Source organism: Pelagicoccus enzymogenes (assembly GCF_014803405.1).
Classification (GTDB): Bacteria; Verrucomicrobiota; Verrucomicrobiia; order Opitutales; family Opitutaceae; genus Pelagicoccus; species Pelagicoccus enzymogenes.
In genome coordinates this window covers 713,771-727,310 of record NZ_JACYFG010000051.1, presented here as the reverse complement: position 1 = coordinate 727,310, position 13,540 = coordinate 713,771, and the positions used below count along the sequence as shown (strand labels likewise).

Genomic DNA, 13,540 nt, shown 5'->3' with positions numbered 1-13,540 from the left:
ACAGGATCTATACGCTGCGGACGCTGGCTAAAGCTCAGCGCTACGAGACCTACTTCAGCTCCACTACATAACAAGTGTTGAGGTTGTTTATGAGGTACTCGTAGGTGAAAAATCCATACCCGCCCGCGCCCCAATCATCGCCCCAGGAATTCCGAAAGATGAACTTGGCGTTTTCGATATTCCCATCCTCGCAACGATAGCCAATTATCGTCACGGCATGGCCACCGTTTGGCGCAACGGGCTGCTTGCCGAGCACGCTCGTATGAGCGATACGCGAGTAAGCAGGCCAAGATACGCCCACTACGACTGGCATGTTTCCGTTAAGAACATGCACAATGTTTTCGATCCCTTGGCGCGAACCGCTTCCGGGAACAACAAACGGACTAAAGTCCACTGTATCCAATATCGAATACGGTTGATCGGATTGCCGCTCTTCCCGTGATCGCTCGAGAGCTAGGCCATGTCCACGGATCGCTTGGAAAACGTGCTCCAAAGCGAAGCCCAAATCCAGTCCGTTGCGCCTTCCCGTTTCCGAGTCGAATCCCACAGCGTCCGGTCGCCCTAGAGATCTCGAGGTCGTGTTTATCAAGTAACTTTCAGACAGGTTGAGGGCGCGGCCATGACCTTCGGCAAACTGGTATTCCAAAGCAGCGATGATCGCATGTACCGAACAGCTCGGCCCGCTCTGGCTTCGGATGCGAATCCCATGCCGACGAAACCGATCTCGAAGATCGACCTCCGTTTGCAAAGCGGGTTGCGTTCCAAATCGGGCGAAGGCTCCACTCGCAGAAGCGCCACGAGCGCTCGCAAGGCGACGAGCCTCTCGCGCCTGAGCAGCTTTCGCTTTCGCAATCCGGTCGAGCTGAGCTTGCGCCTGCTTTTGGCGCTGAGCCGCCAAAGCCGCGTCACGATCCGCGGCAAGGGCAGCATCGTATCCATACTTCAATTGAATTTCCGGAGGCAGCTTTGAAAGAGGAACTTGGGCGATGCCCCCCGAATGGCGGATAGACAAGGATGACGCGTTGGACGAGAGCACAATCACCCTTTGATAGATATCGCTCCCTACTTCCAGTTGCTCGTAGCTATCCGCAGCGAAAACGGTGGATGAGAGAAACAGGAAAATTAGCAGCAAGTCCTTTTTCATGAGCAAGAAGTGGATCCCCTATATACTTCGGATTTCAGGAGTGTATCTTCAGCCCGGCACAAAAAAGACGCGCCCCACAGAGGGGCGCGTCCTAGAAGTGTTCTATGAGCTCGCTTCAGTTAGTTGTCCCACATGTCAGCGAAGGCATCGTCCTTCACCGCGCTGTTCTGGCGAGAGCCGGAAGAGCGAGACGGAGCCGCGTCGAACGCGTTTTCGACGGGAGCTGAATAAGAGCTGTGAGTCTTGGCTGCGGACTTCTTGCTGGAACCACCATTGACCACTGCAACGAGGTCCTGGATCGTGCGCTGCATGCTGTTCGACTGCTCGAGCAATACGCGGCTGGAGGATGCGGTCTCTTCCGCTCCGGCTGCGTTTCGCTGAGTAACGCTGTCCATGTTGTTGATGGAGGTCTGGATGAGGCCGACGCCACGGTTCTGCTCGGCAGAAGCATCGGAAATTTGTCCCACGATCTCGTCCATCTTTTGCGTGTGGCTCACGATGGTTTGTAGATTCTCGGCTACGCGCTGGTTAATCTCAACGCCACGCTCGGACTTCTGTACAGAGTTCTCGATCTTCTGGGCTGTGATCGAAGCCGCTTCCGCGGAGCGATGAGCCAGACTGCGAACTTCGTCGGCCACCACTGCGAAACCTGCTCCAGACTCGCCAGCGCGGGCCGCTTCCACCGCCGCGTTTAGGGCGAGGATGTTGGTCTGGAAAGCGATTTCGTCGATGGTCTTGATGATGTTGGCAATGTTGTCGGAAGATTCCTTGATGTCCTCCATGGCCGTGATCATGTCCTTCATGGACTCGGCGCCAGACTCCGCAGCAACACGGGCTTCGCTGGCAAGCTTCTTCGCGTTTTCGGCGTTCTGGGCGTTCTTTTCGGTCATGGCATTGACCTCCTCGAGAGAGGAACTGGTTTCCTCGATGGAGGCAGCCTGTTCAGAGGAGTCGCGGGCAAGCGCTTCGCTGCTTGCGGAAACTTGCTCGGAGGCCACTAGGGTCTCGGCCGCGGCGCCTTGGAGGCGACCCACGATCTCGTCGATGCTGCGAGTAATTCCGCGAACGACGTACCATCCGCCTACTGCGCCGATGGAGAGACCAACCAGGCTGATGAGAGCGACAGAAAAGTTAACAGTGGCCTGCAGGCTTTCGGCGTTCTCCTTCAATTCAGCCTGATGTTCAGCGATCGTATCCTGAAAGACTTCCATCTTCTTGACGAACTGAGGACCGACTGGGCGAAGCTCTTCAGCATCGATCTCAACGATGCTCTTCAAGGTCGCAGCCAATTCATCGACACCCTTGGAGAAGCCGGCGGCCACTTCGATGCTTTGAGCGAGCACGCGTTCCTTGAGCTCGTCCTTCAGGCTTTCGTCGAAGTCGACGTTCATCTGATAGTCGTCCTTGAGGACACCGAGCTTGGAGGAGAGTTCTGCAACCTTCGCCTTGGCCTCGGCGATGTCTTCCTCGTTGTACTTCACGATCACGCTGTTGATTGCGGACCCAGCTTCGAACATGCTTTGCAATGCGGAAGAAGTCGCGAAGGCACCCGCGATGTCGCCCTTGGCTTGGTCAGCGGCCAGCAGCTCTTTGAGCATGTCCTTGATCTCCCTGCCACCTGGGCGCACGACCTCGTCGAGAAGCTGGCTTTGCTTGCCCTTCAGGTCGACGATTTTGCTGAACGCGCTGTTGTAACCTTCCATCAGTGCCGTCGCGTCTTTGAGCGCCTTGCGGGCCTTGTCGTTGTTCGCTTCTCGGGTGAACTTCTCGAGGTCCGACGACAAGGTGCTGTACATCTCGAGGTGATGCTCGACGTGTTCAGGATTGGTCGTCGTTAGGTACTCGGCGATGTTGGAGCGCATCGACAGAGCGACGTTAACTTTGTCGGAGGCAGCATTGCCCTCTTCGACGCTTTCGGAAAAGTCTCCGAAAGAGCTGTTGAGCTTCGAAACCGCGACGTAAGACACGGCTGCGAGCACAACGAAGAAGGTAAGAGCTATCGCGATGGTGAAGCCAATTTTTTTGGCAAGTGACATTGAGCTCATTTTACAGGTGGGATGTGATGTGTTGCTTAGGTTGTGAGATTTATAAGGTGTAGTCTCCTAACGGATACTAGCTTACAGGAACCTCCTCGACCGGAGGGGGCGGCGGGGTATTTACAAACTTGAATGGGATGCGAAGCTTTGAGCGAACCGACTTTCCTCCGACCTTGGCAGGTTCGAAGATCCAAGTCTTGGCAGCTTCCAAGGAGGGAACTTCTAGGCCTAGGTGAGTCGACTTCTTGATTGATGCGTGTATGACTTGGCCTGCTTCGTTCAACACGAGGTCGACCGAAACCAGGCCTTTAAATTCTTCGGCCAAAAACTGCTCGGGCAGTTTCGGCATCGAGCTGGACTTGATTGATGGCTGAACGTCCCACTTCGTGTACACATCCACCTTATGCGGATTTTCCTCAGCCCACGCCCCGATAGCGGCTTGCGAGCTTGCATCGAACTCGGAGAGCGACGCGTTCACCCTCTCGTCCCCGACCGTCAGGTACACGACTCCATCTAGAACTTTGTATACCTCGCCATCATAGGCAGTGCCGTCGGACTTTGTGTACACCTCCGCAAACGAGGCAGCGACGGAACAGATTCCGACAACGGCAACGGCGGCGATGCGTGTAAACTGGGCTTTCATGATCGAGTTCGGGATGTACTTAATGCCGGCTGAGTATGGAGCGCGGACACAGTGAGATCGGTCCCGCCTATGGAAGCTTAAATCGCTTTTGCTACTCACCTCCCAAAATCAGTGAAAACAACTAGACCCTGTCGCCGATTCGCTGGCTAATTAACAATCGCTTAACGCAATTTCACCCGAACGCGTCTCCTGGGGAATAAAGACGCCACTCCGTTGCTCTCATGGGAAACCATTCACTGACCTATGATAACCAGAACAATCGTATTCCTTAGCTCGCTCTTTCTGCTCGCCAACATCGCCCAATCGAAGCCGCTTGATGTCACTCAGCCTCAAGTGGTGGGACTGTACTTCAACGCATCCTGGTGCTCCGCCTGCAAGATGTTAGACCCCCAATTGCAAGCGGCATCAGAAGACCTGAAGAAGAGCCCTTTCTTGCTGGTGAAGCTCGATGTATCGAACCGGGTTACCCAACATCAAGCAGGCATGCTGGCCTCCGCAATCGGCTACGGGGACCTCTACTCCCAAACCGGCGTGAAGACCGGATTCGTCATACTGCTCGACAGCGAGACGGGCGAGGAAATCGGGCGCATCACCAAGGACGAGGACGCCGCCGCAATCGTCAACAAGGTAAAGGCCCTCACAAAGGCCTGAGGTTTCGAGCCTCCCCAAACGACATTAAGAATGTAAAAGGCGCGTCCCTTCTGGGGACGCGCCTTTCTTTTAAGATTCGCTTTCGAAGCGCTACGACGACTAGGCGCCGAAGCTGGCCTTGAGGAAGTCGAGGTCGATCTCCGGGTAGAGCACGAACTCGTCGAGCAAAGCCTTCACGCGACCGCGGGCTTCCGCGATCACTTCGTCGGACAACTCGTACTTCACCTTGCTGGGCTGGCCGGCGTTCTTGCCGCTGGCGATGGTAGCTGGCTTGGTGTTGGAGAGGATCAGCTTGAAGATGGATGCGATTTCCTTCATCTGCTCTACGCCCATGCCGAGCGAGGTGACAGCGGGAGCGCCGACGCGCAGGCCGCTGGTGTAGTGCGGGCCGTTCGGGTCGAAAGGAAGCGAGTTCCGATTGAGGGTAACGCCCGCTTCGCGCACTGCGGCTTCCGCTTGACGGCCGTTGAGGCCGAAGCTGGTCACGTTGATCAGGAGCAAGTGATTGTCCGAACCGCCGGTCGCGATGGTGAGGCCTTCGTCGATCATGGCTTGGGCAAGAGCGCTGGTGTTCTCCACGACCTTGGCCGCGTAGGCCTTGAACTCTGGCTTGAGCGCCTCCTGGAAGGCGATGGCCTTGGCCGCCATGACGTGCGGAAGCGGACCGCCGATGACGAGCGGGCAGCCCTTGTCCACGAACTCAGCAAACTCCTTCTTGCAGAGAACGATACCGCCACGAGGTCCGCGCAAGGTCTTGTGCGTGGTGGAGGTAACCACGTCCGCGAAGGGCATCGGGTTGAAGTCGCCTTCGAACACGTCGCCCGCGACCAAGCCGGCGAAGTGCGCCATGTCTACCATCAAGACGGCTCCCACCTTATCTGCGATCTCCCGCATGCGGCGGAAGTTCATCTTGCGCGGGTAAGCGGAATAGCCGGCGAGCAGGATGAGCGGCTTCACCTCTTCCGCTTGCTTTTCGAGGGCATCGTAGTCGAGCAAGCCGGTTTCCGGATCGACCGAGTAGCTGTACGCATCGAAAGTCTGAGCGGAAACGTTGAAACGGTAACCGTGCGTGAGGTGGCCGCCCGAGTAGTAGTCGAGCCCCAGCAAGCGCTGGTTGCCCATGGCGGCACGCACCTTGTTCCAATCCTCGCGGGAAAGCTTGGCAGGGTTCGGCTCGCCGAGTTCCTCGAGCGTTGGAACGCCAACCTTGGCTTGGAGAATCGCCCAGAAGGCGATCATGTTGGCGTCCGCCCCGGAGTGCGGCTGCACGTAGGCATGCTCTGCCTTGAATAGTTCGCAGGCGAGACGGCAGGCTTCGGACTCGATGTCGTCGATGTTGTCGCAACCGGCGTAGTAGCGAGCGCCCGCAAAACCTTCGGCGTACTTGTCCGTCAGCAGGTTGCCCATGGCAGCCTGAGTATTGGTGGACGTGTAGTTTTCCGAAGCGATGAGCTTCAAGTTGCTGCGTTGGTCCTCTAGCTCCTTGACGATGGAGCGGGCGATCCCGGGATTCACTTCTGCAACCTGCTGCAGGCTAGCGAGGTAGCTGACCATAGCGGGCGAGATAGACTCGGAGGAACGGGAGGACAAGTAGTCCTGCAGTGGCGTGGCGGCGGTGGTGTCACTCATGATGATTTGATTTGGAAGCGGTTTTTCTCTGAAAAGTTCTACCCAGGCGCGCGATAGAACTGAACCGCTTCCCAGCGGTCAATCCCGCCTTTGCATCGCCAGTCGCAATTCGGAAAAAAGCCGCTGGCTGCAGGGAAGTCAATGCGAAGTCGGCGACAAAATCCCCGTCCATCCGGCACCTGTTTGGGTCAAAGTCCGCGAGCGTTTGCCCTTCAAAGGCTTAGGGAAAAACAAGCCCCTTTCCCCTGCCCTTCGCTTACCACGGAAAGGCGCCAAGCGTTCGCCTCGCAAATGAGATTTGCCCGCGGCAGGCTAAACCCGTAGCCACCCTCGCTCCGCTTGTGCTCCGGCATCTGGCAAGGCTTGAAAATCGCCCGCAGATCCTCCGACTCGATCCCGACGCCCTGGTCCGTCACGCGAAACACGACGCTCGCTCCGCTTCGCTCCAAGGAAATTCGAATGGTCTGCTCCCAGAGCGAAAAGTGCACCGCATTGTCCAAGAGTACCTGCAACACCCACATCAGGCCTTCCTTGTCGACCACCAGGTTTCCTTCCCAGTCTCCTTCGAAGACCAAGGTCAGCTCCTTGGCGGCAAGCTTGCCCATCATGGTCGACTGCAGGGCGGACTCGAGATCGCGCAAGCCCAGCAAATGGGTTTCGCCTTTCCGCTTCTGCCGCGCCTCTTCGAAGTAGGAGCTGGCCAGTTGGGCCAAGCGGGAAATGCGGCTGAAGCCCTTGCGTGCGAAGTCGAGGTAACGCGCGTTCTCCGCAGTCAGCGACTGGCTTTCCATCATGTTCAAGCTGCCGATCCAATTGAGGGGCGTGTTCAACTCGTGCGAGATGTACTGGATGAAGGCGAGCTTGTCCGCGTCGAACTCCGCCAGGCGTTCGTTGGCGTCCGCGAGCCGCTGCTCGCTTTCCGCCAGGGCTTCCTTCTGCAAGCCGGCGTTGAGGGCGTTCGCCAACTTCGCGTTAAGGGCCGCCAGGGAGTTGATGGTCCGCTCGTCCAGCGGGCCACCGCTCTTGACCAGGACCAATACCCCGAAATCGGGTAGCCGGAAGAAGTGCGCGAATTCCTCGTCGACCGAGTTGTGGGGAAAAGGAAGCTCCGCTTCCAAGGCCTCCAAGCTCTCGCGATCGTACTGCGGCTGCAGACGGGAATTTACGATTTGGATCGCCCGGTTGGCCGCGACCTTCTTGGGCAGCATGTAGAAGGGCTCGAGGATAAATACGCCGTTTCCCAGTTCCTTCCTGCGCAAGACGCAACCCGCAGAGAGATTGAGCTTTCGCAAGTACTTGCCAACACACTCCTTGAGCATCTTTCGGTAATCGAAACCGATCCCGATCGACATGGAGATCTCGTAGTAGATCTGTTGTTCTTCCGCGCGCAGCAACATCAGGATTCCATCACTGCGACTACCGCCGTCTTGTTGTAGAACTCGAGGTAGTCCTTCCGGTTGTTGGCGATCTCGCCCAAGCTGAGCACTCCGAAGCGCGGCGTCTCCTCGTCGATCGACAAGGCCTCAAGCTCGCGATCAAATTCATCGCCTAGGAAGAGATAGCGGGATATGCAGTCCACCAGGAACACCATGCGGCGATCCGTCCTTCCCTCGTAACCGCTGCGACCGCGCCGCAAGGCCTCCTTGGCTGCCGCGATCAAGGAAGCGGGATCGCCCTTCAAAATATGGACGAACGCCTGCTGCGGAACTTCGCCGATGCAAACGATCTCCTTGTTGGGCCCAAGCGAAATCGGGTCGCGCACGATCTTCTCCGCCGCCAGGCGGCTAATGCCAAAGGGGTAGGAGTTGGCGATCTTGAAAAAGTCCTTGGAAGCGAAAACGTTGCCCGCGTGAGCTTCCACCGTTTCGCGGTAAACCTCGAAGGCGGGCTGCCAATCGAGCGAAATCAAGGTGTTGCGGTCCGACTCCGTCACCTCGAAGGGGCCCTCCAGCTCCTGCCAGCCGTGCGAAACGCCGATGCCCGTTTGCAAGTTGGAGAAAGCCAAGACCGCGCAGTCCTTGACCAGTCCGCCGTTGGTGAACAAGCAGGGACGCTGTTCCAAGCTGAGCGATCCCGCTCCACCGCCGATGTAGTTCGCCTCCAATCCAAAGACGGCAAACAGCTCCTCCACGAGGGTGTTGATACGAGAGGACAAGCCATCCACGAAAACCATCACAGTGCGCGTATCGGAGAAGTCTACGTCCAACGCTTCCAATCGCGCTTCAAAATCCTCACTCAGATCGCTCAAGCCTGCAATCGTCTCGACCTGCAAGGTTTCCCTCAAGCCCACAACGATGTGGCCCTTTTCCATGCGCGTCGGCCCCAAGATGATCTGCGGGAAAATGCCCCCTGCCAAAGGCAAGTCCTGAGCCTTCAGGATGGGATCCAAGGCGGCGGCGGTGTAGCCGTTTTCGTCGCAAGCCAATACCAGCAAGGAGCGCACCTCCGGCTGCGAGGCGACCGCTTCGATGCTGGCGGCGAGATCCGAGACTTGCGGGCTGTGGCTACTTTTTATCGGCATGCTGAAGAGTACTAACCCCGCTTCTCCGCGCTTCCCTTGGCCAAGTCTACGGGGTACTTGAGTGCATTCTTAGCCATTTTCCGGTCAATTGCCAACGCGAGGTCGATTCCTCCCCGGTTCGCGAATTGCAGGGCGTAGATGACGACGTCGGCCAGCTCGTCCTCAATCGCCTCTCGCTTAGCCGAATCCTGTAAGAGCGCTTTGCAGCGATCTCCCTCCAGCCACTGGAACGGCTCCATCAACTCCGCCGCTTCCCCTGCCAAGGCGACGCTGAGGTTCTTTAGCGTATGGAACTGCTCCCAATCGCGCTCCCTAGCAAAAGCCGCGACCCGCTCCTTGAGCTCCGAGACCGGCGTTTCCTTATCCGTCCAAGACATGGGTAATCAGTGAACGGATACACGGCCAGAAAGCGAGTTCCGAGCTTAACTTAATTCATCCTTGCCCGAGGGCAGCCCCTTCTCTCTCAGCTGTCCGCCAAGGCCTGACGGTAACACTCAAGGTACAGCGGCACGATCCTGTCCGCCGTGAAGCGCCCCAGAGCCCGTTTTTTCGCTTCGGCCCCCATTTCCCTGGCTCGCTCCGGTCCTGCCGCCAACGCGTCGATAGCAGACGCCATGGCGTCGCAATCTCCAAAGTCGCACAACAAACCGGAAAGGTTCTCTTCCATGACTTCCGGAATGCCTCCGACTCGAAACGCCAAAGCGGCTTTGCCCAAAAACATTCCTTCGAGGATACTCAGGCAAAAGCTCTCCGTCTCCGACGTGTAGATCCCGAAGTCACAAGCTTCGATGTAGTCTTCGATCGGATACCCGTTTTCTCGCACGATCACCGTCTCCTCCAACCCCAAGTCCTTCACTTGACCTTCGAAGGCTTCGAAGGAATTTCCGGCCAGGATGACGAGCTTCAAGTTCTCTCGAAGTTTGCAGCGAGCCACCGACTGCAGCAAAAGGTCGATACGCTTCACCGATCTTAAATTGGAAGCGTGGAAGAGCGTGAAGCAGTCTCCCAGGCCTAAGTCCTTGCGCATGGTCTCCCGTGTGGAAGTCGGCCGACCGGGCGTGTAGAAATTGTGGATCACCTCCACCGGCTTGCCCACGTCGAAGATTTCCTCCGTGTCTCGACGCAAGCTATCCGAGACCGTCGTTACCCGATCCGAGTGCTGCAGCGAGTACTCGATCGCTCTCCGGTAGTTGGGATCCCGCCCAAGCAAAGTGGTATCCGTTCCGTGCAAGGTCGTCACGATCCGCAAACGGTCCTGCTTCGCCATACGCTTGGCGATGTAGGCAGCCGTGGCGTGCGGCACCGCGTAATGAGCGTGAATGATGTCGAGATGGGCTTGGTCAGCGACCTCCGCCAATTTGACCGCCAGCGGCAAGGTGTAGTCGGCGTATTCGAACAGCTTGTACTTCGACACCGCAACCGGATGGAAGTGAATACGCGGCAGGGAAGTATCGAGGCGTACGGGTTTAGCGTAGCTGAAGAAGTGGACCTCGTGCCCGCGAGCGGCGAGCTCCATCCCCAGAGCCGAAGCGAGAATTCCGCTTCCCCCCACCAAAGGGTAGCAGGCAATGCCGATTTTCAGGGGTTTGTTGGAGTCCACCTAGAACAGACGAATGCCACGCGGCGCCGAATTCAACCCGTTCACGAGAACCGGATCGTTGGGCCAGAGGGCTTGAGCGTACTCGCACCCTGTTTGCAGCCCCAAAGTCCGCGCTCGCGAAAGCTGGAGATCCAGATAGCGACGGGTTTTCATTTGGGACTGGTGACAGTTCATCATCTCACGCCAAGCGTCGACCTGCAGCGAAACATCGAATACGAAGGGAGTGCCTTCGCGAGGCTCCGCGCCGGGAGTGATAGCATAGAAGTAAAGCGAGGCAATCGCATGAGGCGGCGCATCTGACAGCTCCGCAATCCCTGCGTAGCGAGCGAGGCGAGCGGCATCCTGGGCTGCTTTGCCGATGGCTGAATGGTCCGGATGCTGGTTCGCCACTAAACTTGGGGCTAAGAGTACCGTTGCCTTCGTCTCCCGAATCCTGCGGGCGATCCCGCGAGCTGTTTCCGGCGTCGCCTGCATATTCCCGTCTCCACCGCATTCGATGAAATCGATTGTCGCTCCGCAGCGGGCTGCTGCCGCTCGACTCTCCGCCTCCCGTTCCTGAGGAGTTCCATTACTCCCCGCTTCACCGAGAGAGCACACCAAAAAGTGAATACGAGCGCCGCTCTCCGCCTCCTTTAGCAGGATGGCGCCGCAGCCGAACTCGATATCGTCCGGGTGGGCTCCTACAACTAGGATAGAAAGTTCCTTACTCTCCGACATAAGCTTCGTCGCTGCGTTCAATGGGGTCACGTTCAACAAACTCGATCTCAGGTGCGTCGTCCTTGTTCAAGTATTTTATCTCCCCAGCCCCTGCGACATAGTGCGTACATCCCAAAACGGATTGCATCCAACGCAGGCGCGTGTCGCGGGACGGCGTGATCCTTCCCTTGTCGCTTGGATCCGCTTCCACCGGCAGATAGGAGCTCCCACCCTGGTGGAGCGCAAAACCACCGTTGTGCAAGCGAGCTCGGACCACTTCGCCCTCCAGCTCCGTATCCACGAAGTAATCATCCACCGCGATCGCCTTACGACGAAATTCCGGCGCCCCCGAACGCTCTACCCGAATCCCCTCCAGCAATCCCATGCCGCGATACATAGCTAGACAAAAGTCTGCCACGTTCTCCTCTCGAATGGAGTCAAAGAGCTCGGTGAGTTCCTCGCTCACAAACTGGGGGAGCTGTCGAGCAGTATTCGCCTGCCAATTACGATCCACTCGCTTAGCAAAAAGCGGCGAGTACTTTTTCTGGATCTTGTTCTCGAAAGCGAAATTCAAGCAATGAAGATCCCCAGTCTTGAGATGGGTCAACTTCGTTTGCGTTTCCCGCGGATCATGGTCGCAGTCGTGGTAGAAGAAAACCACCTCTCCTCCAATCTCCTGCTGCAAGCGCTTCGCAGTCCAGATTTTGGATACGAGGAACCGCTTCGGAAAAAAGCCGCAGGGTTGTTGGCCAAACGCGATCACGGGAGCCTTGCTCATGCCTTGCTTCCTCTCTCTTGTTTGCGGAAGATAGTTACTTGCAGGACATAGGACAAAATCATGACCATCCCGCAACCAATCAAATTATACCAGAGATAGCCTATCCCCAAAGTCTTGTACATAACGAGCACAGCAAGCTGACTCACAATCGCCGCGTAGAAAACAGCGCTCCCGCGAACCGATTTAACAAAGAAGGCCACCAAAAACATTCCCAAGATACCGCCGTAAAAAAGCGAGCCGAGGATATTCACTGCCTCAATCAAGTTCTCCACCAAGTTCGCGTAGAGAGCGAAGAAAATGGCTAGGCCACCCCATGCTGCGGTGAGTATTCGCGATACCCTTACATAGTGGGCATCGGACTGCTCTCCCTTCGCCCAGCGGGAATAAAAATCGACCATCGTAGTGGAGCCGAGGGCGTTGAGTTCCGAAGCCGTGGAGGACATGGCAGCCGCAAAAATCACCGCAACGAGCAAGCCAATCAACCCTTCCGGCAGGTAGTTTAGGATGAAGGTGATAAACACATAGTCCGAATCCTTCGCCTCGAAATCTTCGCCGGCTTGACCAATCAAGCTCTTCACCTCTTCTCGCACTCCCAAAGCTTCGGACTCCAGTCGAACCGCGAGCTCCTTGGACACAGCGACCGCTGCATCATCTCCGTTCTGCAAATCGGCAGCCAATTGACGAACTGCAGCGGCTCGCTCCTCCACCACCGACGCATAACGATCTCGCAGGACGGCGAGGCCGTCCGCGTATTCCGTTTCCGATACGGCATCTAAGGTTGCTTGATTGAAGAATACAGGCGGTTCTTCAAAAAGGTAAAAGACAAACACCATAACCCCCACAAACAGGATAAAGAACTGCATGGGAATCTTGACCACCGCGTTGAACAACAGTCCGAAGCGGCTGGCGCTCACGGACGTACCGGCCAAGTAACGTTGCACCTGCGATTGGTCCGTGCCGAAGTAGGACAACGACAGAAACAAGCCGCCAAACAGTCCCGACCAAAAAGTGTACCGTTCCTCGATGTCGAAAGAGAAATTGACCACCTCCAGCTTGTCCATTGCCCCCGCAACCGACAGCGCCGAGCTAAAGGACACGTCGTCCGGCAAGTTCCCGATGATCATGGCGAAGGCGACAAACATGCCCACCAAGATGATCCCCATCTGGTAGCGCTGCGTAATGCTGACCGCTTTGGTGCCACCCGAAACCGTGTAGACCACTACCAAGGCGCCCACCAACACGATGGTAAGGTCGAGGTTCCAGCCAAGCAGGGACGAGATGACAATCGCCGGAGCGTATATCGTTATCCCCGCAGCCAAGCCTCTCTGAATCAAAAACAAGAAAGCTCCCAAGTATCGCGTTTTGGAATCAAAGCGTTGTCCTAGGTATTCATAGGACGTATACACGTTGAGTTTACGGTAGATCGGGATGAAAAACACACAGATAAATATGATGGCGAATGGCATGCCAAAATAGTTCTGCACGAATCCCATGCCGTCGTCATAAGCCTTACCAGGCGTAGAGAGGAAAGTAATGGCGCTGGCCTGCGTCGCCATCACAGAGAGCCCAATCGTGCCCCAGCGTATGGAGTCGTCCCCTTTGAGGTAGCCTTGCAAGCCTCCACTCGTGCGCGTGCGCCACATGCCGTAGGCGGCTATTCCCAAAAGCGTACTCAGCAGTACAATATAATCTAAAGCGCTCACGAGTAATGCTGGGTAAACACGTAGAAAGCGACCACTTCCACTACGAAAAAGAGAGCTACGAACCAGTAGGTTCGTCTCCAGCTACCGAATACGGGCACTTTCTCAGCGCCCTGATCTTCTTTGTTGGTATCCATTACGA

Annotated in this window: 13 protein-coding genes and 1 riboswitch; of the genes, 1 reads left to right on the top strand and 12 read right to left on the bottom strand. The window is 56.7% G+C overall.

Translation table 11 applies throughout. From position 1 onward, the window contains the following. Positions 1 to 49: 49 nt before the first annotated feature. From IEN85_RS21900 to IEN85_RS21890, 3 genes are all read right to left on the bottom strand, one after another. Complete coding sequence (locus tag IEN85_RS21900) at positions 50 to 1,144, bottom strand: C1 family peptidase (RefSeq protein WP_191619234.1); 1,095 nt, start codon at positions 1,142 to 1,144, stop codon at positions 50 to 52. A gap of 119 nt (positions 1,145 to 1,263) precedes the next feature. Next, a complete protein-coding gene (locus IEN85_RS21895; protein WP_224772780.1) occupies positions 1,264 to 3,189 on the bottom strand; it encodes a methyl-accepting chemotaxis protein in 1,926 nt (641 codons plus the stop codon). Between the two features lie 67 nt (positions 3,190 to 3,256). Continuing rightward, positions 3,257 to 3,823 carry a TonB family protein gene (locus tag IEN85_RS21890; protein WP_191619231.1) on the bottom strand — a complete coding sequence of 189 codons (567 nt, stop codon included), beginning with the start codon at positions 3,821 to 3,823 and terminating at the stop codon, positions 3,257 to 3,259. Between the two features lie 243 nt (positions 3,824 to 4,066). Between IEN85_RS21890 and IEN85_RS21885 the strand changes: the two genes are divergently transcribed. Continuing rightward, positions 4,067 to 4,474, top strand: a complete 408-nt coding sequence (locus IEN85_RS21885) for a TlpA family protein disulfide reductase (RefSeq protein WP_191619230.1) — start codon at positions 4,067 to 4,069, stop codon at positions 4,472 to 4,474. A 99-nt stretch (positions 4,475 to 4,573) separates the two neighbouring features. Here IEN85_RS21885 and IEN85_RS21880 read toward each other — a convergent pair whose 3' ends face one another. The 9 genes from IEN85_RS21880 to IEN85_RS21840 form a co-directional block, all read right to left on the bottom strand. Continuing rightward, on the bottom strand, positions 4,574 to 6,103 hold the full coding sequence (locus IEN85_RS21880) for a glycine hydroxymethyltransferase (RefSeq protein WP_191619229.1): 1,530 nt from the start codon (positions 6,101 to 6,103) through the stop codon (positions 4,574 to 4,576). 33 nt (positions 6,104 to 6,136) lie between these two features. Then, a riboswitch (ZMP/ZTP riboswitch) is annotated at positions 6,137 to 6,219 on the bottom strand. Positions 6,220 to 6,315: 96 nt separating this feature from the next. Further along, positions 6,316 to 7,500 carry a sensor histidine kinase gene (locus IEN85_RS21875; RefSeq protein WP_191619228.1) on the bottom strand — a complete coding sequence of 395 codons (1,185 nt, stop codon included), beginning with the start codon at positions 7,498 to 7,500 and terminating at the stop codon, positions 6,316 to 6,318. After that, positions 7,500 to 8,624: an FIST signal transduction protein gene (locus tag IEN85_RS21870; protein ID WP_191619227.1), complete on the bottom strand. Its 1,125-nt coding sequence runs from the start codon at positions 8,622 to 8,624 to the stop codon at positions 7,500 to 7,502. Before IEN85_RS21870 ends, IEN85_RS21875 begins: the two co-directional genes overlap by 1 nt. 11 nt (positions 8,625 to 8,635) lie before the next feature. Continuing rightward, positions 8,636 to 9,001, bottom strand: coding sequence for a nucleotide pyrophosphohydrolase (locus IEN85_RS21865; protein ID WP_191619226.1), 366 nt, complete (start codon positions 8,999 to 9,001; stop codon positions 8,636 to 8,638). 86 nt (positions 9,002 to 9,087) lie between these two features. Beyond that, entirely contained in the window at positions 9,088 to 10,224 is a 1,137-nt protein-coding gene (bshA, locus tag IEN85_RS21860; protein ID WP_191619225.1) for an N-acetyl-alpha-D-glucosaminyl L-malate synthase BshA, read from the bottom strand. Continuing rightward, the gene (locus IEN85_RS21855; protein WP_191619224.1) at positions 10,225 to 10,941 is read right to left on the bottom strand and encodes a PIG-L deacetylase family protein; all 717 of its coding nucleotides are present in this window, start codon (positions 10,939 to 10,941) and stop codon (positions 10,225 to 10,227) included. Next, positions 10,928 to 11,698 (bottom strand): hypothetical protein, encoded by a 771-nt coding sequence (locus tag IEN85_RS21850; protein ID WP_224772778.1) that lies wholly within the window; start codon positions 11,696 to 11,698, stop codon positions 10,928 to 10,930. The genes IEN85_RS21855 and IEN85_RS21850 overlap by 14 nt, the downstream gene beginning before the upstream one ends. After that, positions 11,695 to 13,401, bottom strand: a complete 1,707-nt coding sequence (locus IEN85_RS21845) for a sodium:solute symporter family protein (RefSeq protein ID WP_191619223.1) — start codon at positions 13,399 to 13,401, stop codon at positions 11,695 to 11,697. The genes IEN85_RS21850 and IEN85_RS21845 overlap by 4 nt, the downstream gene beginning before the upstream one ends. Then, positions 13,398 to 13,535 carry a hypothetical protein gene (locus IEN85_RS21840; protein ID WP_191619222.1) on the bottom strand — a complete coding sequence of 46 codons (138 nt, stop codon included), beginning with the start codon at positions 13,533 to 13,535 and terminating at the stop codon, positions 13,398 to 13,400. The genes IEN85_RS21845 and IEN85_RS21840 overlap by 4 nt, the downstream gene beginning before the upstream one ends. Between the last annotated feature and the right edge of the window lie 5 nt (positions 13,536 to 13,540).